Annotated in this window: 10 protein-coding genes; 1 reads left to right on the top strand and 9 read right to left on the bottom strand. The window is 67.1% G+C overall.

The genetic code is table 11. The annotated features are described in order from the left end of the window. Positions 1-93: 93 nt before the first annotated feature. The 4 genes from ACF3ND_RS01310 to ACF3ND_RS01325 are packed head-to-tail and all read right to left on the bottom strand — an operon-like array spanning position 94 to position 3,886. Entirely contained in the window at positions 94-876 is a 783-nt protein-coding gene (locus tag ACF3ND_RS01310; protein WP_394063507.1) for an alpha/beta hydrolase, read from the bottom strand. A 3-nt stretch (positions 877-879) separates the two neighbouring features. After that, positions 880-2,031 (bottom strand): ABC transporter substrate-binding protein, encoded by a 1,152-nt coding sequence (locus ACF3ND_RS01315; RefSeq protein ID WP_394063509.1) that lies wholly within the window; start codon positions 2,029-2,031, stop codon positions 880-882. A 13-nt stretch (positions 2,032-2,044) separates the two neighbouring features. Continuing rightward, complete coding sequence (locus tag ACF3ND_RS01320) at positions 2,045-2,830, bottom strand: ABC transporter ATP-binding protein (protein WP_394063511.1); 786 nt, start codon at positions 2,828-2,830, stop codon at positions 2,045-2,047. A 3-nt stretch (positions 2,831-2,833) separates the two neighbouring features. Beyond that, a complete protein-coding gene (locus tag ACF3ND_RS01325; protein WP_394063513.1) occupies positions 2,834-3,886 on the bottom strand; it encodes a FecCD family ABC transporter permease in 1,053 nt (350 codons plus the stop codon). A gap of 82 nt (positions 3,887-3,968) precedes the next feature. Between ACF3ND_RS01325 and ACF3ND_RS01330 the strand changes: the two genes are divergently transcribed. Next, entirely contained in the window at positions 3,969-4,733 is a 765-nt protein-coding gene (locus tag ACF3ND_RS01330; protein WP_394063515.1) for an alpha/beta hydrolase, read from the top strand. Here ACF3ND_RS01330 and ACF3ND_RS01335 read toward each other — a convergent pair. From ACF3ND_RS01335 to ACF3ND_RS01355, 5 genes are read right to left on the bottom strand one after another with little or no spacing between them, the layout of a single operon-like run. Beyond that, complete coding sequence (locus ACF3ND_RS01335) at positions 4,730-6,862, bottom strand: site-2 protease family protein (protein ID WP_394063517.1); 2,133 nt, start codon at positions 6,860-6,862, stop codon at positions 4,730-4,732. The genes ACF3ND_RS01330 and ACF3ND_RS01335 overlap by 4 nt on opposite strands. Continuing rightward, positions 6,863-8,221, bottom strand: a complete 1,359-nt coding sequence (locus ACF3ND_RS01340) for an efflux RND transporter periplasmic adaptor subunit (RefSeq protein ID WP_394063519.1) — start codon at positions 8,219-8,221, stop codon at positions 6,863-6,865. Further along, entirely contained in the window at positions 8,218-8,997 is a 780-nt protein-coding gene (locus ACF3ND_RS01345) for an efflux RND transporter periplasmic adaptor subunit (protein ID WP_394063521.1), read from the bottom strand. Before ACF3ND_RS01345 ends, ACF3ND_RS01340 begins: the two co-directional genes overlap by 4 nt. A gap of 5 nt (positions 8,998-9,002) precedes the next feature. Further along, a complete protein-coding gene (locus tag ACF3ND_RS01350) occupies positions 9,003-10,541 on the bottom strand; it encodes a TolC family protein (protein ID WP_394063523.1) in 1,539 nt (512 codons plus the stop codon). A 49-nt stretch (positions 10,542-10,590) separates the two neighbouring features. Then, complete coding sequence (locus ACF3ND_RS01355) at positions 10,591-20,439, bottom strand: Ig-like domain-containing protein (RefSeq protein WP_394063525.1); 9,849 nt, start codon at positions 20,437-20,439, stop codon at positions 10,591-10,593. Between the last annotated feature and the right edge of the window lie 105 nt (positions 20,440-20,544).

Here is a 20,544-nt window from a genome sequence, read left to right on the forward strand (position 1 = left end):
CGTTATTTCTATGCACTTGCATATAAATACAGACTAAAAGATGTTTAGGCTTAAAACAAGGGAGGGAAAGGGGGGGAATTACCCTAGGGGCGTTCAGGGCTGCGGCGCGACGGCGACCAGTTCCAGGGCGCGCACGGTGGCCTGGGCCAGCATCTGGCCGTGGCCCGCGTCGGGCAGCACGTGCAGTTGCGCGGCCAGGCCGCGGTTCTGCAGCAGGCTTTGCAGCTTTTGCATGGCGGGCAGGGTGGGCACGCCGTTGCGGCGCCCTTCGGGACCGGCCGCCTGGGCGCTGACCGGATACCAGGCTTCCGAGGCGCCGGCCAGGATATCGACGCAGGCCGGCGCGGCGGCGCCTTCCAGCAAGGTCCAGACGAGGGGATCGCGCCACCACAGCGAAGGGCTGGCGCACAGGTAGCGGTCCAGGGGCAGGGCGCCCCGGACCAGCGCGTAGAGCACGAACAGGCCGGCGTAGGAGTGGCCGTACAGGCTGGCGGGGGACGAGGCCAGGGCGGGCTCGGCCTGGCGGCACAGGGCCAGCGCCAGACGCAGTTGTTCGACCATGGCGGGGGCGCCGCCGGCCTGCCAGCGCGGCACGCGCGGATCCGTCCAAAGGGCGCCGTCGGGGGCGGGCGGGGTGTAGTCCAGGGCGCGGCAACGCTTGATGTGCTCCGGGTCGCCGGCATAGCCCAGCGCCAGGACGGCGCAGCGCTCCAGTGCCGGGTTGCCGCTTTGTTCCAGCAGCGGCAGGGTCCACTGGCCGTCCAGCAGGCACAGCAGGGGCAGGGCGCGGGCGGGGGATCGCTGCGGCAGGCGCAGTTGCGCCTGGTGTTCATGCCCCCCGGCAGGGGGCAGGTCCAGCGGGATCAGGCGGGCCATGGATCAGCGGGCGGCTGCGCTCTGAGCCGGCCCGTCCTTCAGGTCTATCATGTAGGTGCCTTCCATGGGCACGGTCAGGAAGCGTTCGTTGACCTCCTGCAGCGTCTGTGCGGCGAATACGTCCTGGAAGCGGTCCGGGTGGATCCAGCCGGCCAGGGCTTCGATGAAGATCATGTGCAGGGGAGAATCGTTGAAGGCGTGCCAGATGCCGTGGCTGTTGCCGCTGCGCACGGCCGGCAGGGCCTGCAGGCGGTTGCCGTCTATGATGGCCTGCAGGCTTGCGCGCGCCTGCTCGGGAGTCACGCCCGTGCCGATGCGCAGGCCCGAGCTGGTGCGTTTGCCCGAGCCGGTGCCGGTGGCCACGTAGACCAGGGGCGCGCGCGAGTTGATGTACTCGAAGTTCAGCTTGCCGGTGGAGCTCTTGAGCACGTCGGCGCCGATGTTGTGGCCGCCGGCATAGGAAATCATGTCATTGAAGGTGCCGGCGCCCGGCGAATTGCAGCAGTCCGTGCTGCCGGCATGGGCGTGCACGAAGACCGGCGGGCGCTGCCCTTCGGGCAGATCGGCCAGGCGCTGGGCGATGCCCTTCATGTGCTGCTCGTAGAAGGCGATGAATTCGTCCGTGCGGGCCTGTTCGCCCACGGCGTAGCCCAGGGCGCGCAGGCTGGGAACGGTGTTCTCCAGCGGGTTGACGAAGAAGTCGATGACGATGACCGGCACGCGTGCGGCAGTCAGGCGCTGGATCAGGGGCGAGTCGCCGGCGTCCTGGCCGGGGGTCAGGCCCGCGAAGGCGGCGGTCAGCACCACCAGGTCGGGGCGCAGCGCCAGGGTCTGCTCCACGGAGAAGGTGTCGGCGGTGTGGCGGCCCACCACGGGCACCGAAGCCAGCTGGGGGAAGCGCTTGAGGTAGTTTTCGTATTCGTTGGCAAACGAGGTCTTGAATTCGTCCGACCAGCCCGCCACGATGCCGGCGGGGTCCGGATGCACCAGGGCCAGCACGGGGAAGTGGCGCGCCTGGGCCAGCACCACGCGCTTGGCCGGGCCGGGCAGCTCCACCTGGCGTCCCATGGCGTCGGTGACCTGGATGGCCTGGGCGTGGGCGGCCAGCGGCAGCAGCAGGGACAGCGAGACGAGCAGGTGGCGCAGGATCTTCATGGGGTCTCCGGGGTCACAGCACGGGCTCTTGCAGCCCGTCGATGATGATTTGCGGCGTGCCGAGCGAGCAGCTCTCCACGCGGGCGCGCACGCCGTAGGCCTGCGCCAGGGAATCGGGGGTGATGACCGCGCGCGGCGCGCCCTGGCCCAGCAGGCCGCCGCCCTGGATCATCAGGGCGTAGTCGCTGTGGCGCAGGGCCACGTTCAGGTCGTGCAGCACGATCAGGGTGATGAGCTGGTTGTCATGGGTCTCCTGGGCCAGCAGGTCCATGACGTGGAACTGGTAGTTCAGGTCCAGGGCGGACAGGGGTTCGTCCAGCAGCAGCAGCCTGGGCTTGCGGATCAGGGCCTGGGCCAGGCCCACCAATTGTTTCTGGCCGCCCGAGAGCTGGTCCAGGTAGTGCATGGACAGGTGCGCGATGCCCAGGCGCTGCAGGATGCGCAGGATGTGCTCGTGGTCCACGTCGCGGGCCTGGCCGCCGGGCGCCGAGGCGTTGGCGGCCACCAGCACGGATTCGAACACGCGCAGGTGCACCGAGGCCGGCAGGGACTGGGGCAGGTAGACGACTTTCCGGGCGCGCTGCTCGAAGCTGACGCCGTTCAGTTCCTGGCCGTCCAGCAGGATGTGGCCGGCCGTGGGCTTGAGCAGCCCGGCCAGGGACTTGAGCAGGGTGGACTTGCCGCTGCCGTTCGGGCCCAGCAGGGCTACCAGCTGGCCGGTTTGCAGGGGCTGTACGGTCAGATCGGACAGGATCGGGCGTTTGCCGTAGGACAGGCTGAGATCGCGGACTTCAAGCATGGCTTACTTCATTTGGCGCCGCAGCACGACGCCCAGGAAAAAAGGCACCCCGACCAGGGACGTGACGATGCCCACCGGGATGATGATGCCCGGCACGATGTTCTTGGAGGCGATGGAGGCCAGCGACAGGATGACTCCGCCCACCAGCGCGCTGCCGGGCAGGTAGAAGCGGTGGTCCTCGCCGAACAGGCGGCGGGCGATGTGCGGGGCGATCAGGCCGACGAAGCCGATGGTGCCCACGAAGGACACGGCCATGGCCGCCAGCAGGCTGATGCGGATGAGGGAGGTCAGGCGCAGGCGCGAGACATTGATGCCGAAGCTTGCGGCGCGGTCTTCGCCCAGGCGCAGGGCGGTCAGCTTCCAGGTGTCGCGCAGCGACAGCGGCAGGATGAGGGCGAACACCGCCAGCATGATGCCCACCTTGGCCCAGGAAGAACGCGACAGGCTGCCCATGGTCCAGAACACGAGGCCCTGCAGGGCTTCGGCGCTGGCCACGAACTGCACCAGCGACACCAGGGCATTGAAGGAGAACACCAGGGCGATGCCGAACAGCACCAGGTTGGCGGTGCTCATGGCGCCCCAACGCGCGACCGCGTCCAGGAGCATGGCCGAGAGCAGCGCGAAGATGAAGGCGTTGGCGGCGATGGTCCAGGCCTGCGGCACGCCGGGCAGGGACAGGTCCAGCACGATGGCCAGCGAGGCGCCGAAGGCGGCCGCAGAAGAAATGCCCAGCGTGAAGGGGCTGGCCAGCGGGTTGTTCAGGATGGTCTGCATCTCCGCGCCGGACAGGCCCAGGGCCAGGCCGATGGCCATGGCCATGAGGGCGTAGGGCAGGCGGATCTCCCAGACGATGACGCGCGTGGTGGGATCGGATTGTTCCGGATTGAACAGGGCGTGGCTGAGCTCGGACAAGCTCAGGCCCGAGGGGCCGAGCATGAAATCGGCCACGATGGAGGTCATAATGATCAGGACCAGGGCGCCCACCAGCAGCCAGCGCCGCTTGAGGATGTGTCGATAATCGGCCAGCGCTGTGGCCGGAACAGCAGATGTGGACATTAAGTGTCTGAATGAGAACTGTTTACGCAGAAAGAAGTATAGTTCATCGGCTCCGCTTTGGCGCCATCACCGTGATTCTTTTATGCCGCTTGACTATCTGGACCATTTCTCGCCCCTGGGGCGACATTACCGCCTGACCCTGGCCACGCCCGACGGCCCGGCGCCGGCCGCCGGCTGGCCGCTGGCCTGCGTGCTGGACGAGCCGCAGTTCCAGGCCGCGCTGGCGGCCCTGCAGGGATCGGGGGACTTGCCCGGCGCCCTGCTGGGCGTGGGCTATGCGCAGCAGAACTGGCGCGAGCAGGACTATACCCCGGGCGCACCCGGCGAAGCGGGACGGGCGGATGATTTCATGGCCCTGCTGCGCGACGTCGCCCTGCCCTGGGCGCACGCGCGGGCGCCGCTGGATGCGCAGCGCCGGCTGCTGTGCGGCCATTCGTTGGGCGGACTGTTCGCCCTGCTCCTGCTGTATCGCCTGCCCGGCTTGTTCCAGGCCATGGCGGTGTCCAGCCCCTCGGTCTGGTGGGGCGAGGGCTGCCTGGCGCGCCTGCTGGCCCAGCCGCTGCCTCGCGAGGCGCTGGCCGTGCCGGTCGCCATCACGGTGGGGGAGCATGAACAGGGTCTGGGGCCCGAGGAGCGGACCCTGCCGCCGGACGTCCAGGCGCAGCGCCTGGAACGCCGCCGGGAGCGGCGCATGGTCGACGGTGCGCGCGAACTGGCGCAGGCTCTGGCCCGCCAGCAGGACGCAGAGCCCCGGTTCCGCATCCTGCCGCATTGCACGCACGGTACGGCGGGCCCCACGGCCTTGCCGCAGGCCTGCCTGGACTGGCTGCGCGGCCGGCAGTCCTAGAATCCGCTCTCGCGTATGGCCAGCGCGCCCAGGTAGCGCAGCCAATGGCCGGCGATGGAGTGCGGCTCGCCCTGGATCACGACGTTGACCAGCTGGCTGCGTGCCTGTCCGGGCGGCTCCTCCAGCGCCAGCGTGACCCGGTATAGCGCGTGCTGCACTTCCTGGTTCTGATTGACGGTGCTGACGCGGATACTGCCGCCGTGCGCGGCATCCAGCATGGGATCGGGCAGCTTCTGGGTGCGGGTGGAGTCGATGCTTAGTATGCGCGCGGCAATGGGAGCGCTGCTGGTGGAAGTGTAAACCCGGGCGGCGGCGCCCACCTGCAGGCGGCTCAGGCTTTCCTGCCGGGTGTAGGCTTCGGCGATCCATGCATCGGGACGGTAGACCAGCCCCAGGGCCTGATCCGGCTTGACCCACACGCCGGGCTTGAGCTGCGGGTCGATGTCGCTGACCATGCCGTTGAACGGCGCCTTCAGCTCCAGGCGCTGCAACTCCTCGGCTGCGCTCAGGCTTTCGGCCTGGCCCTGCCGCAGGCGGCTGCTCAGGGTAGCGCGGCGCACCTGCTCCTCCTCGATCACGCCGCTGCGCTGCAGCTCGGCCCAGGTGGTGGCACTGGAAGCCATGGCCTGCTGGCGCTGGGCCTGCATGTCGGGCGAAACGAAGCTGGCCAGCAGCTGGCCCGTCCGCACCGGACCGGGAGGGTGAATGTAACTGAGCTGGGCGGGGAACGGAGCGTACAGGACCTGGCTGTGTTCGGCCTGTATCCAGCCCGGCGCCTCGACGGCACGCTTCCAGGGCAGGCACAGAAACAGCAGAAGGGCTGACGACAGCGCGAGGAAGCCCGCGCGGCGCGCGCGGGCGATCTTGCCCCGATGCGCGACCCAGATTTTGACTTCGGACCAGACGGGCATGACGATGAACCAGGCGATTTCCACCAGGAACAGGAAAATTCCCAGTGCTTTGAAGAAATACAGGTAGACGCTGACAGCGATGCCCAGGAATACGGTAAAGCGTACCCCCCAGACGAAATAGGCAAAGATGGCCAAGAAGCGCTGCATGACCGGCGTCAGCGGTTCGGGCGCGGGCTCCTGCCAGCCCAGCAACGCGTTGCGCAGGCGCTGACGGCCGAAGGCGAAGCTGCGCTGGTGCAGATTGGGAAAGTCCAGCAGGTCTGACAGCAGGAAGTAGCCGTCAAAGCGCATGAAGGGGCTGGCATTGATGACCACTGTCAGTATCCAGGAGGTCGTGGCCAGGAAGAAGAAAGCCGAACGCACGACACCGTCGCTGGCCAGGCTCCAGCCCAAAGTGGACAGGCCCGCGATGGCCAGCTCCGTGATGATTCCCGCCGCCACGATGGCCAGGCGCTGGCGGCGGTCCGTCAGCTTCCAGGACTCGGAAGCGTCCGTGTACAGCATGGGGAACAGCACCACGAAAGACACGCCCATGTGCGCCACGCGCACGCCGTAGCGGGTGGCCGTCAGGGCATGGCCCAGTTCGTGCATGATCTTGGCGAAAGCCAGGGCCGTCATGTAGGCCAGGATGCCGGACGGAGTGAAACTGTCCTGGAAGCTGGCCAGGAACACATCCCACTGACGCGAGGCCAGCGCCACGCCCCAGATGGTCAGGCCCAGGATAAGCGCGGCAAACCAGCGTGTGTAGATGAAGCTCAGGCAGCGCAGCATGCGCTGCAGCAGGCGGTCCGGACGCACCAGCGGCACGCGGATGAACAGGTAATTATGCAGCAGCCAGCGCAGGTCGCGTCTGCGCTGGCGGGCCGCGATGGCGCCCAGGCGGGCGCTGGCCTCGGGCGTGTCGGCACGCAGCAGGCTGTTGTGCTCCAGAAACGCGACCAGGCCGGCCAGCACCTCCTCGTCGGCGTTCAGGGGTGTCTCGCGCTCCAGCCGCTCCAGCAGCGTTTCGGGGTCGCGCTGCCAGCGGCGCAGCAATTCGAATTCCAGCCAGCCGATGCGAAAGAATCGGTTGGTGACCGGATCCTGGATCATCCACGCGGGCGAACCGTCCTTGTTGCGGGCGGCGGTGTGAAGCTGCAGGTCCTGACGCAGGGCGGGCAGCGTCGTGAGCTCCGGGGCCGGGGCGGAAGGCGCCGCGATGGCGGATTCAAGCTGCATTTACAGGCCGCTCCATTGGCGTAGTGCGGCCAAGGGGCGGCGCAGCAGGTAGTAGACCAGCGGCACTTTCTCGCCGTAGACCTTGGCCGTGCCTTTTAAGCCGATGCGGGCGTGTTCGCGGTCCAGCAGGCGGCCGCGCAGGCTGTAGGAAGCGATGCCGTCGGCCGAGAGCACCGATTGATAGCTGGTCTGCACCAGCGTGGCCGCCAGGGGCGAGAGCGGCGCCACATCCAGGAAGACGCGGATGTCCGCGCCCGGTTCCAGGGCAATGGCGTCGGCCACCGGCAGGAACAGGCGCACGCTGATGTCCTTGGGGTCGGCCAGCTGCATGATGCGCTCGCCCGTCACCACGGGCTTGCCCTGCCAATCGTCGATGTCCGTGAACACGGCTACCCCGTCGCGTGATGCAGTCACGTCGATGCGAGACAGTTGCTCCTGCACGGCCTGCAGTTCGGCTCTCCTCTCGGCGATGCGGCCCTGCAGCACGGCGATCTCGCTGCTGGCCTTAGGGTCCGCGAAGGCGCGCTGCTGGGCGGACAGCAGCTCGGCGGCCGCCACTTCCAGCGCGCGGGCGGTGATCTCGCGGCGGTTACGCAAAGTGGTGTCATCCAGTGAATAAAGCGGTTCGCCCGTCTTGACCATCTGGTTGGGGGCCACATGGAAGGTTTTGATGACGCCGTCCAGCGGTGAGGCGACGGCGGTGCCGTCCGAAGGTACGATCTCCGCCGGCGCCAGCGCGGACTGGCGCACGGGAATGCACAGCGCCAGCAGGGCCAGCGCCGCTGCGATCCAGCACTTCTGCCCCCTGGGCAGGCGCAGCCAGGGTTTGCGGCGCATGGCCGGAGTCAGGGCCCACAGGCAGTAGGACCAGCTCAACTGCAGCCGGGCAAAGACCTGCAAGGCGGCAACGGGCGGCGGCTCGTCCAGCAGGAAGAGCGCCACGCCCAGGAATTTGTCCTGGTGGAGCAGCGGAACCAGCACGAGATAGGGCGGCCACCATTCCTCCCAGCCGGCGATCAGCTCCGGAGTGAGCATGGGCAGCTCGCTCGGCGCTCCGCGGACGGCGATGTCGGCGAAGTTGACGACGCGCAGGCGCTGTCCCAGGCCGGGGGCCAGGGCGCGCACCAGGCGGCGGGACCAGACAGTGAAGGGGCTGTCCTCGGGCAGCACGGCCAGGCCCGAGATGGCGCTGCATTGCGGCCCCAGCGGGCCCGACTGCCAGAGCTGCGCCTGGCGGTAGGGCCAGATCTGCCAAGTTTCATTGACAATGGTGAAGGCCAGTTCGTGGACGTCGGCCGCCTGGCGGCAGCGCTGTTCGCCTCCGAGCAGAGCGGCTTCGATCGAGGCGGCAGCGCTCATCGAGGCTCGGGAAAGTAGATCGTTCCGCTCATGCCGGCCAGCAGTTCGGGAAACTCTCCGTCGAACTGCCCTTCGATTTCAATGGCTTGTGCGGCCGCGTCGATGCGTGCGCCCACGGCCGACACCTTGACGGGATAGCGTTTGCCGGTCTCGTCCACGGCGATTTCGAAAGCGCTGCCCCTCTTCAGGCGGGCCAGCCATTTGGAGGGGGCGTTGACTCGGACCTTCAGGGGGCCGTCGCTGATCAGGTCCACCAGGGGCGCACCGGGGCTTACTCCCTGGAATTGCTTGATGTGCAAGCGGGCCACGCGGCCCGAGAACGGCGCCCTGATGGTGCAGAACTCGGCCTGCACGCGCGCCAGCTCCACCTGGCCGGCGTTTTTCTCAACTTCGGCGGCGGCCAGGTTGACTTCCACGTCTCCGGCGGCATCCAGCGAACGCAGGCGGGTCTTGGCCTGGTGGTTCTCGCGCGCGGCGCGCAGTTCGGCGCGGGCGATGCGTGACTTGGCCTGCCCTTCGGCACAGTCAAAACCCATCAGGACGTCGTTCTGCTTGAATGCGCTGCCCAGGCTGATGGGCAGAACGTTGATGTTGCCGGCCATGGAAGCGACCAGCGTGGTCTCCCGGGCGGGGGAGATCAGGACGCGGACGGCGTCTGCGTTGTGGGCGTCCGCGAACTGCGCCGGGGCGGCGGGACTGACGGCAAGGCATGCGGCCGCGACCAGCAGGCGTGTTCCCCGGGCCAGCGCTGTTCTCGAAGTGAGGATGCGAGTCATGATGTCTATTTGGAAATCGTATTGGCGGATTTGGCGACGGGTTCCACCCTGGCGGTAGGAAGAGGAGCCGGCGCGCCGTCGGCGAACACGCTGTCTTCCCATTGGCTGGTGGTCTTGCCGATGGCCTGGGCCAAGGTGGCCACATTCAGGTTGGCGATCTCATCGGGCAACACATCCAGACCGACGGAGTTGTACAGCCGGCCCCAGGCTGATTGCGCATTGGCGTAGCTGGCGTACTGCTGGTATTCGCTCAGCAACTGGCGCGCTTCAGCGCGGATCACCTCCAGTTCGGAGTCCACGCGCGAGCTCCTGGCCGCGCGTGCGTAGTTCAGCAGGCGGGCGTCCACGCGGGCGGATTCCTCGGCCAGCTTCAGGTCCGAGCGGGACAGGGCATAGCGCTGCGCGCCGATGCGCACCTGGGTCAGCACGGCCATGCCCAGCGCCATGCGGCGGAAGTCGTCGGTACGGTTCTGGGCCTCATGCGCGCGCTTGAGGGCCGGCAGGCTGGCCAGACGGAACAGGTTCCAGGACAGGCGCACGCCTGAATCGACCCAGGAGCTGTTGTACAGATAACGATTGCTGTCGTACTGCACGTTCAGGAAGTCCAGCTGGATGCCCGGCAGGGCCTGCACCATGGCCGCCTTGATATCATTGGCGGTGACGCGCTTGCGATACCACTCCTCCATCAGCTCGGGGCGGCGCTGCAAGGCGATGGTCTCCAGCTTTTCCAGGTCGGCCGGCATGGGGGGCAGCTCGGGGATGTGGTCCTCGGCCAGGGTATATTGCGTGCCCGGAGGCAGGCTCAGCAGGGCGGAGAGTTCGGCGCGGGCCAGTTCCAGCTCCTGGCGGCGCAGCGACAGCAGGCCGACGGCATCCAGCAGGGCGCGCTGGTAGCCCAGGGCGACGGGCTGGGGCAGAAGACCCTGTTTTTCGACGCGGCGCGACTGCTCCAGCGCTTCTTCCACACGAGTGATCAACGAATCCACGCGGGTGATCAGTTTCTGGGCGCCCAGAGCGCGCCAGTAGGCGTTGCGGGTGTCCTGCAGCACGTTCTGGATAACTTTGCGTTCACGCTCCCTGGCCATCAGGTACTGATCGGCTTTCTGCTGGGCGCGATAGTAGGAGACGCCGAAGTCCAGCAGGTTCCAGGAGATTTCCATATTGGCCATGGTATGGCTGCGCTCCTGGGACGTGGAGGGCGCCAGCGATTCCTGGCCGGTCTCGATATTGATGGAGCGACCGCCCGAGTCATTGTTGCGGGTGGAGTAGCCGGCGCCCGCCAGCACGCGTGGCATCATGTCCCAGCGGGACACGTCCAGCAGGCCCCTGGCCAGGGCGTTCTCCATCAGCTTCAGACGGTAGTCCAGGTTGTACTTCAGGGCGCGCGCGGCCGCCTCATTGAAGCTCAGGGGCCCCTGGATGGGCTCCTGTCCGGCGTACATCTCGGCCCGGTCGGTGGCGACACGCTCCTTGATCTCGTCCTCGGTGAACGGAGTGGGCGTGATCGTGGAACAACCTGCCAAAGCCAGCGTCAGCGCAGTCATTGCGCCAATTTTTTTCAGTGTGCTCTGCATGAGTCTGTGTCGTCAGTAATTAATTGGAGTGAGGGGCGGATGTCGTGCCAGAGCCTGATTCGATCTGGTTCCGATCGTTCGGGTCTGGCAGGGTGTGACGCAGAAGCTGGCGTGAAAAAGACTCCGCGCCCGTCTGCTGCGGCGCGGCGTCGGGGCTTTGCGGGGGCGCATCCTGTCCATCCTGGCTTGAGGGCGCGGCCGGCGCGACTTCCGCGTCTTGTCCGGCCAGGCTGTGCATCCTGAGCGTTTCGGGAGCGGTGGCCAGGGAGGCTGGATGGCCTTGCAGATGGATCTGGGCGGACTGGTTGTTCGCCGCAAGCGAGCGCTTTACCTGTTCGGCCTGGGCCTGGGCAATGGCCTGGCTCACGTAAGGCACGGGATCCGGTCCCAAGTGAAGCGGGGCGGCGGGCATGGCGAAAGAGTCCAGGCCGTACCGGGCCGGCGAGCCCGCGCGAGTCAGGACGTCCTGGAGCTCGCGCTCCATCTGTGCGGCCTGGACCGCGGCTCCCACATACATGATGGGGTGGAGCGGAATTCCCAGGTTGACCATGTCGGTGGACGGGTGCGAGGCCAGCCTGTGGTCGTGGAGCCCAGCCTCCCCAGGGATGCTGTGCTCCACCATCGGTGGCACATCGCGAATGGCGGGCGGTTCGGGCTGCGGGAGTTGCGTCTCGGTGCGCAGGGTGCCGGTGACCGTAATAGTCAAGGTGGCGTAGGCGGCGCCGCCCTGGCCGTCGGAGATGGCGTAGGTGAAGGTGTCGGTGGCGATGGCGCCCTGGGGCAGCCTTGCGGCCGCCTCCTGGTCGGCGGCATAGGTATAGGAGCCGTCGGCGTTCAGGGTCAGGGTGCCGTAGGCGCCGGTCAGGGCCGAGCCCACGTTGGCGCTGCCCACGCCGCCGATGTCGCTGACGATGCCGGCGGTCACGCCGGTCACGATCAGTTCGTCGCCGTCGGGGTCGGTGTCCCGGCCCGCGCCGCCGTTGCCGGCGATCACGTTCGAGCCTACCGTGCCGCCGGCGTTGACCGCATTGCTGTCAGGCGCGGCGGCGGGCGTGGGGTTGGCGATGGTGATCTCGACAGTCTGGCTGGCGCTGCCGCCCTTGCCGTCGCTGGCGGTGATCGTCACCTTATAGACGCCGCCCGTGCCGCCCTGGCTGGCGTTCCTGTCCGGGGTGCCGGAGATGATGCCGGTGGCCGGATCGATGCTCAGGCCGGAAGGCAAGCCGGCAGCCGTGTAGGTCAGGGCGTCGCCGTCGATGTCCGTGAAGCCGACGGAGGTGTCGATAGGGGCGAGGGGGGCATTGTCCAGGCCGGCGCTCGGCGGCAGCGGCGTGAGCACAACCGGCGCATCGTTGACGCCGGTGACGGTGATGGTCAGCGTGGCGTAGGCCGTGCCGCCTTCGCCGTCGGAGATGGCGTAGGTGAAGGTGTCGGTGGCGATGGCGCCCTGGGGCAGCCTTGCGGCCGCCTCCTGGTCGGCGGCATAGGTATAGGAGCCGTCGGCGTTCAGGGTCAGGGTGCCGTAGGCGCCGGTCAGGGCCGAGCCCACGTTGGCGCTGCCCACGCCGTCGATGTCGCTGACGATGCCGGCGGTCACGCCGGTCACGATCAGTTCGTCGCCGTCGGGGTCGGTGTCCCGGCCCGCGCCGTCGTTGCCGGCGATCACGTTCGAGCCTACCGTGCCGCCGGCGTTGACCGCATTGTTGTCAGGCGCGGTGGCGGGCGCGGGGTTGGCGATGGTGATCTCGACAATCTGGCTGGCGCTGCCGCCCTTGCCGTCGCTGGCGGTGATCGTCACCGTATAGACGCCGCCCGTGCCGCCCTGGCTGGCGCTCCTGTCCGGGGTGCCGGAGATGATGCCGGTGGCCGGATCGATGCTCAGGCCGGAAGGCAAGCCGGCAGCCGTGTAGGTCAGGGCGTCGCCGTCGATGTCCGTGAAGCCGACGGAGGTGTCGATAGGGGCGAGGGGGGCATTGTCCAGGCCGGCGCTCGGCGGCAGCGGCGTGAGCACAACCGGCGCATCGTTGACGCCGGTGACGGTGATGGTCAGCGTGGCGTAGGCCGTGCCGCCTTCGCCGTCGGAGATGGCGTAGGTGAAGGTGTCGGTGGCGATGGCGCCCTGGGGCAGCCTTGCGGCCGCCCCCTGGTCGGCGGCATAGGTATAGGAGCCGTCGGCGTTCAGGGTCAGGGTGCCGTAGAGGCCGGTCAGGGCCGAGCCCACGTTGGCGCTGCCCACGCCGCCGATGTCGTTGACGATGCCGGCGGTCACGCCGGTCACGATCAGTTCGTCGCCGTCGGGGTCGGTGTCCCGGCCCGCGCCGCCGTTGCCGGCGATCACGTTCGAGCCTACCGTGCCGCCGGCGTTGACCGCATTGCTGTCAGGCGCGGCGGCGGGCGCGGGGTTGGTGATGGTGATCTCGACAGTCTGGCTGGCGCTGCCGCCCTTGCCGTCGCTGGCGGTGATCGTCACCGTATAGACGCCGCCCGTGCCGCCCTGGCTGGCGCTCCTGTCCGGGGTGCCGGAGATGATGCCGGTGGCCGGATCGATGCTCAGGCCGGAAGGCAAGCCGGCAGCCGTGTAGGTCAGGGCGTCGCCGTCGATGTCCGTGAAGCCGACGGAGGTGTCGATAGGGGCGAGGGGGGCATTGTCCAGGCCGGCGCTCGGCGGCAGCGGCGTGAGCACAACCGGCGCATCGTTGACGCCGGTGACGGTGATGGTCAGCGTGGCGTAGGCCGTGCCGCCTTCGCCGTCGGAGATGGCGTAGGTGAAGGTGTCGGTGGCGATGGCGCCCTGGGGCAGCCTTGCGGCCGCCTCCTGGTCGGCGGCATAGGTATAGGAGCCGTCGGCGTTCAGGGTCAGGGTGCCGTAGGCGCCGGTCAGGGCCGAGCCCACGTTGGCGCTGCCCACGCCGTCGATGTCGCTGACGATGCCGGCGGTCACGCCGGTCACGATCAGTTCGTCGCCGTCGGGGTCGGTGTCCCGGCCCGCGCCGTCGTTGCCGGCGATCACGTTCGAGCCTACCGTGCCGCCGGCGTTGACCGCATTGTTGTCAGGCGCGGTGGCGGGCGCGGGGTTGGCGATGGTGATCTCGACAATCTGGCTGGCGCTGCCGCCCTTGCCGTCGCTGGCGGTGATCGTCACCGTATAGACGCCGCCCGTGCCGCCCTGGCTGGCGCTCCTGTCCGGGGTGCCGGAGATGATGCCGGTGGCCGGATCGATGCTCAGGCCGGAAGGCAAGCCGGCAGCCGTGTAGGTCAGGGCGTCGCCGTCGATGTCCGTGAAGCCGACGGAGGTGTCGATAGGGGCGAGGGGGGCATTGTCCAGGCCGGCGCTCGGCGGCAGCGGCGTGAGCACAACCGGCGCATCGTTGACGCCGGTGACGGTGATGGTCAGCGTGGCGTAGGCCGTGCCGCCTTCGCCGTCGGAGATGGCGTAGGTGAAGGTGTCGGTGGCGATGGCGCCCTGGGGCAGCCTTGCGGCCGCCTCCTGGTCGGCGGCATAGGTATAGGAGCCGTCGGCGTTCAGGGTCAGGGTGCCGTAGGCGCCGGTCAGGGCCGAGCCCACGTTGGCGCTGCCCACGCCGTCGATGTCGCTGACGATGCCGGCGGTCACGCCGGTCACGATCAGTTCGTCGCCGTCGGGGTCGGTGTCCCGGCCCGCGCCGTCGTTGCCGGCGATCACGTTCGAGCCTACCGTGCCGCCGGCGTTGACCGCATTGTTGTCAGGCGCGGTGGCGGGCGCGGGGTTGGCGATGGTGATCTCGACAATCTGGCTGGCGCTGCCGCCCTTGCCGTCGCTGGCGGTGATCGTCACCGTATAGACGCCGCCCGTGCCGCCCTGGCTGGCGCTCCTGTCCGGGGTGCCGGAGATGATGCCGGTGGCCGGATCGATGCTCAGGCCGGAAGGCAAGCCGGCAGCCGTGTAGGTCAGGGCGTCGCCGTCGATGTCCGTGAAGCCGACGGAGGTGTCGATAGGGGCGAGGGGGGCATTGTCCAGGCCGGCGCTCGGCGGCAGCGGCGTGAGCACAACCGGCGCATCGTTGACGCCGGTGACGGTGATGGTCAGCGTGGCGTAGGCCGTGCCGCCTTCGCCGTCGGAGATGGCGTAGGTGAAGGTGTCGGTGGCGATGGCGCCCTGGGGCAGCCTTGCGGCCGCCCCCTGGTCGGCGGCATAGGTATAGGAGCCGTCGGCGTTCAGGGTCAGGGTGCCGTAGAGGCCGGTCAGGGCCGAGCCCACGTTGGCGCTGCCCACGCCGCCGATGTCGCTGACGATGCCGGCGGTCACGCCGGTCACGGTCAGAGCGTCGCCGTCGGGGTCGGTGTCCCGGCCCGCGCCGTCGTTGCCGGCGATCACGTTCGAGCCTACCGTGCCGCCGGCGGCGACGGCGTGGCCGTCAGGGGTTGCGGCGGGCGCATCGTTCTGGCCCTGGATGGTAATGGTCAGGGTGGTGTAGTCCACGCCGCCCTTGCCGTCGGAGATGGAGTAGGAAAACACGTCCTGGACGTTCTCGCCGACTTTGAGCGCGCGCAGCGTGGCGTCATCGTTGGCGATGTAGGTATAGGAGCCGTCGGCGTTCAGGGTCAGGGTGCCGTAGGCGCCGGTCAGGGCCGAGCCCACGTTGGCGCTGCCCACGCCGCCGATGTCGTTGGCGGCGCCGGCGATGACGCCGGTCACGGCCAAGGCGTCGGTGTCGCGATCGGAGTCGACACCCTGGCCGTCCTTGCCGGTCAGTACATTGGCGCCGACCGTCGCGCCGGGCCGGACCTCATTGGCGTCCGTCTGGGCGAGAGGGGGGCGATTGAAGTTCAGTGTCTGGCTCCAGATGGCGGTCTTGGCGCCGCCCTGCCCCTGAGCCTGTCCATCTGTTTCGCCGTTGCGATCGTTCAGAGTCCAGTTGATGGCGTATGAACTGTAGTCCAGGGAACCAGGAGCGGCATTGATGTTGCGATAGGTGATGGCGCGGGCCAGCTGGTTGACTTCGGCCGAGGTGGCGCCGGCGGCGAAGATGATTGTCCATTGGCCGGGCGTGCTTGCGTCCAGCATGCCCACGGTCTTGTCGCCGATCTTGATGGCGCTGCCGTCCAGCGTGATGCCGGGAACAAAGCCGAACACATCGTCGGAGGATGGCTGCGTGCGACCCAAAGTCAGCGTGGCGCCCTGCCAGTCATCGCGCGACTCCAGTTCGCGGTCCTCAAGCGTGATGCCCGGAGCCAGCGGCCTGGCGACATTTTCGAACTCGATGGCACCCAGCGCGCCGCTGCCGTTGGTTAGAGTGGGCGCGTCATTAGTGGGTACAACCTTCAGGATGAAGACTGTGGAAGCGGACTCTTGGCGATCCGGATCGGCGTCGAGATTGCCGCGATCATAGACTGTGATCGTGACGCTGCGGTCCATGCCGTCGAGCTGAGCCTCGGGGTCCTGCATGTCCAGGTTGTATTCGATGCCGCGCAGCAGATTCTGGAATTCGCCGGGGGAGCGGCCCTGGCCGTCCGTAGTGCTGATGACGACCTTGGCATTCGTTTCATTGACTGTGACAGTGATGGTGAATTCGCCGACGGTAAGCTGGCTATCGCCGCTCAGGCTGATTTGCCGGCCGTCGAAGATGAACTGCTCGACGCTGCCATATGCGAAGTTGCTCAGGTCCAGTTCGACGCGGTCCAGCCTGCGGTTGTCCGCATCTGTTACGATGATGTCGGGCAGAATTCTGACGGGAGCGCCGGCATTTCCCTCGGACTCGGTCCACGTCACCGTGTTGGCGACGCCGTCGATGGCCGGCGCGTCGTTGGTCGGCAGGATAAAGACATAGGCCGTCAGCATGTTGCTGTCCAGGCTCGTGCCCGAGCCGGCATTCGAGCCGCCGTGCTGGTTCTTGCCGTCGTTCAGGACCAGATCAAAGTATCTCTCTCCGTGGCTCTGGAAGTCGGTCGAGTTGTGGCTGGTACTGTAGAACTTGATGGATTCGATCGCCTGCTTGACCTGAGCCAGCGTAGCGCTGTCGTTCAGAGTGATGACGAGTGTGTTGCCGTTCTGGTTGATGTCGGCTACGCCTGGATTGGTCTGGGCGATCAGGGTGTCGCCGGCCAGGTAGCCGCGTATCGTGACCGTGATGGTTCCAGCGCCAAAGATGGTGCTGCCCAGGCCGGGCGTGGAGCCCAGGTCTACGTCGTTCACCGTAACGTCGGCGTACAGCGAGATGATGTAGGCTGGGGCGCCTTCATAGAATTCTTCCGTGTAGCCTTCCTGCGCGGGCAAGCCGGTCAGTGTCGGCGCATCATTGACGGCGGCAATGGACGTGGTGATTTTCCCCTCATTGGACCATTGGCTGTTCGCCGCGCCAATCTCGGCGCTGATGTCGTGCACGCCGGTCCGACCGGCGACGGGCTTGTCGCTGGCGCGCAGCACCAGCTTGCCGCTGACGTCTCCATTGAAATTGGCTGACGGCACGAAACGCACGCGCGCGGCGGTGTCCAGCACGATGGCGGAGGCGGCGCTGGTGCTGCCGCCGATGGCATTCCAGGTTGTACCGTCGTCTACAGAATATTCCCAGGTTCCCTGCGCCGCATCGTATCCTTCCAGGCCCACGATGGCCACGCCGCCCAGGACGCCTGCGTTGTCCGCTCCGCCCGGAATGCCGCTTTGATTGTCGCGACTATCGTCATAGCCCTGGATGAGGTCGCTCACCAAGCTTCCGTTGGAGTTGGTGACGTCCTCCGTGCCGGCCGGCAGGATGCCATTGTCATCGATGACGGGGCTGTCGTTGGCCCCTGTCACGGTGACGCCGATAGTCTGCTTTTCGTCTGACCAAGAGCTGGTCTGGCCCAGGATCAGGCTTTGTGTGGCGGCGGCGTTCGCGCTGCTGGTATGCGTCGCGCTTTGGTCGCCCGCGCGGATGACGAGCTTGCCCGGTTCGCCGTGGTAATCGGCGGCGGGCGTGAAGCGGATCTGCGCCGAGCTGCGAAAGACCAGCGCGGCATTGTCGCTCAGGCCCGCGGCGGGGATGGTGATCCAGCCGTTGCCGTCGTTGATCTGCCACTGGCCCTGGCGCGGGTCGTAGCCCTGAGAGCCGACGATGGCGATGTAGCTGAAGTCGGTCGCGGTATTGCCGCCCCAATTGGCGCTTTGGTCGTCGCGCGCGTCCGAATAGCCGAAGTCCAGGTCCTTGATGACGCTGACGGACAAGGAATCGTCCTCATGCGCCGGGCCCAGATTGACATCTTTGTTGATCGTGGGGCGATCGTTCTGCGGGATTATCAAGATCTCGAAGTAGCCCACGGTTTCGTGCGCGGGACCGCTGCCGGGCAGGGGCGTGTCGGTTACCGCCACGTAGATGGGAACTTTTCCCGCGGGGCCGCCCGTGCCGCTGTGCATGTCGGCGAGGGGCTGGTACTGCAGGGTCTCGAGCAGGGCGTTGATATTAGTCAGATTGCCGACCAGGATCAAACCGCCCGAGCCGTTCTCCGTGACCATCACGCCGCTGCCGGTCGTGCTTGGGAAAGACAGGGCGCCGGAATATACGCTCAGCGCGACCGTGAAGTCGCTGCCGAAGTCGTCCGCGTCGCTTATGCTCAAGGGGGTGCCGGCGGCTGTCTTGAGCGTGCTGAGCGTGTCTTCCGTGGCTATGAGCGTGTCTACGTACACTGGGTATGGAGCGTCGTTGATGCCCGAGACGTTGACGTCCTTGGCAGCCAGCGCAATGTTGTACAAGGCGGGCAGACCGCCGCTCGCCGTGGTGGCGTCCCAGGTCGTCGTGCCGTCCACCGGGCTCACGCCCGTGGGCGAGTCGGGGTCCGGGTTCCAGGCTCCGCCGTTGGCGCCCCCGCTCAGTGTGCCGTCAGTCGAATAGTTGCGGTCGTCGACGATGACCTGCAGGCTATAGGTGGCGTTGGCGTCGCCGGAGAACCTGGCCTGGAGCCGAGCCAGCGCGTCGTTGATCTCGGCGATCGTGCCGAACATTTCGAAGTAGCCGTCGCGCATCGTGGCATCGTCGGCGCCCAGGCGGAACTGGATGGGCCCGCCGTCGGACTCGGTCACGATATGGCCTTGCGGATCGGTGAAGCGCACGACCACGCGCGCTTTCAAGGTGTGCTCGGTGTCAGCGCCCTGCGCGTCGCTGGCGTCCGAGACCCCGGTAATGGCCAGCGGCACGAAGTCGTTGCCGCCCAGGTCGACCTTATTGCCAATGTCGATGGTCGGCTTGTCGTTGACGGGAATGATGGGCAGCGGTCCTTCGGCGGAGGCGATATTGGTGCTGACGCCGGCATCCAGCCCGCCATTGTCTTCTTGAAGCGAAGCGGAGAGTACGACGCTCGACTCGCCGTGGTGGTCGGCACTGGCCTTGAGTGTGTAGCCGTGATCCAGCATGGCTTCCAGTTGCGCTACGGAACCCTCGAACACATACCGTCCACCGCCGTCTTCGATCACCCTCACGCCGGTGGTGTCCTTGAAGCTCAGCGTGCCGTTCGAGATTGTCAGGGTCAGGCGCATGGGGCTGCCGAAGGCGCTCGATTCTTCATCGGCAATCGTTATGCGATTGCCCTTTGCGCGACTGAATTCGTAGCCCACATCCTCATAGATCGCGTCTGCCCAAGGCAGAGTGAACACGGGCAGATCATTGTCCCGGCTGGCCCACAGCACGATGGTCTTGGCGCTCAGGTTGCCGGATTCGGTCGGCACCGTATCCCTGCTCCAGTCGTAGTCGGTCGGGTCCACGGGAAACGAAGATTGGGAGCCATCCTCCGCCTGGTTTTGGCCGCCGCCGTTGGCGCCGCCGGTCAGCGCGCCGGCGCTGTTGCGCAGGCGGTCGTCCGCGATGATTTCCAGGTGATAGATTGCGTTGCGATCGTTGCTGAAGTTGATGCTCAGCGAAGACAGCGCGGCGTTCACCTCCGCCAGCTTGCCCTGCAGCATCAGGTAGGTGCCATTGCCATCGGGCTTGCCGGGCATCAGCAGGCCGGAATAGCTCGCGCCCACGGCGATGGTCACGCCGTTGTAATCCACATTCAGCGAACCGTTGCCGTTCTGCAGGCGAACCACGACCTGGACGAAGTCATCCACAAGCTGGCCGCCGCCGTCCTGGTCCTTGTCGCCGATGGACACATCGGGGATGGGCGTGGCGCCGTTCGGATCGATGATGCGAATCGGGCCGTCCGGGGCGGTGATCGTGGGTGCGTCGTTGGTCGGCAGAACGTAGATGTGGAATTCGTTATCGAGGATCTCGGTTGCGCCGTCGGACAGGGTGAAGGTGAACTTGTCCGTCGGGCCGGTTTGGCTGGCGGAGGTTTCCGCGCCGGAATGCATGTAATGAATACGGCCCTGGTTGACGTCCTCCTGAGTGAAGGTGGAACCCACGCCCAGATACGTGACAGGCCCGTTGGGCGTGGTCTGGTAGTACACGCGGCCCTGCGCAGGCTCGACGGTGATGGTGTACTGCACTTGCTCGGCGGGCGAGTCGGGGTCGTAGGCGCTCAGATTGCCGGAGTCGATGACGATGAAGCCGCCTTCGTCCACAGCGACCGGCACATTGCGGCCCTGGTTGTCGCCGGGCAGGAGGCTGGCCTGATTGTCGCCGTCGTCGTAGTCGGTCGCGCCGCCCGAACCGGGCAGGCCCGGTCCAGGAATGCGGGGGCCGGCGGCCCCGTCCGCGCTCTTGTTGCCGGCCGTAAGGGCCGTGGGTTCGACGGCTTCCGATGAGGGCGAGGGGCCGTTCGTGTTTCCCTTGTCGGCGTCGAGCGTGTGTTCGGCGGTCGGGGCCATCGCGCCGTCGAACAAGGTTCGGGTTTCCAGGGCGAGCAGCGAGCTGCGAGCTGCAAATATTTGATTCTTTTTATGTTTGAATGCAACCGGAACGGGGCGACGGCGTTGAGTCATGATGGAAGAGTTCCACAGTATAGGAGGCGCAACAGCGGCAATATGGCGGGACGCCACGGGTCTGGAGCACGTCGACTGACCCCTATCTCTTGATTACAAAGTGCA

Source organism: Alcaligenes sp. WGS1538, from assembly GCF_043187505.1.
Classification (GTDB): Bacteria; Pseudomonadota; Gammaproteobacteria; order Burkholderiales; family Burkholderiaceae_B; genus Alcaligenes.

Coding starts and splice junctions, on each gene's coding strand:
- ACF3ND_RS01310 (WP_394063507.1), bottom strand. CDS start 876: ATGGCCCGCCTGATCCCGCTGGACCTGCCCCCTGCCGGGGGGCATGAA.
- ACF3ND_RS01315 (WP_394063509.1), bottom strand. CDS start 2,031: ATGAAGATCCTGCGCCACCTGCTCGTCTCGCTGTCCCTGCTGCTGCCG.
- ACF3ND_RS01320 (WP_394063511.1), bottom strand. CDS start 2,830: ATGCTTGAAGTCCGCGATCTCAGCCTGTCCTACGGCAAACGCCCGATC.
- ACF3ND_RS01325 (WP_394063513.1), bottom strand. CDS start 3,886: ATGTCCACATCTGCTGTTCCGGCCACAGCGCTGGCCGATTATCGACAC.
- ACF3ND_RS01330 (WP_394063515.1), top strand. CDS start 3,969: ATGCCGCTTGACTATCTGGACCATTTCTCGCCCCTGGGGCGACATTAC.
- ACF3ND_RS01335 (WP_394063517.1), bottom strand. CDS start 6,862: ATGCAGCTTGAATCCGCCATCGCGGCGCCTTCCGCCCCGGCCCCGGAG.
- ACF3ND_RS01340 (WP_394063519.1), bottom strand. CDS start 8,221: ATGAGCGCTGCCGCCTCGATCGAAGCCGCTCTGCTCGGAGGCGAACAG.
- ACF3ND_RS01345 (WP_394063521.1), bottom strand. CDS start 8,997: ATGACTCGCATCCTCACTTCGAGAACAGCGCTGGCCCGGGGAACACGC.
- ACF3ND_RS01350 (WP_394063523.1), bottom strand. CDS start 10,541: ATGACTGCGCTGACGCTGGCTTTGGCAGGTTGTTCCACGATCACGCCC.
- ACF3ND_RS01355 (WP_394063525.1), bottom strand. CDS start 20,439: ATGACTCAACGCCGTCGCCCCGTTCCGGTTGCATTCAAACATAAAAAG.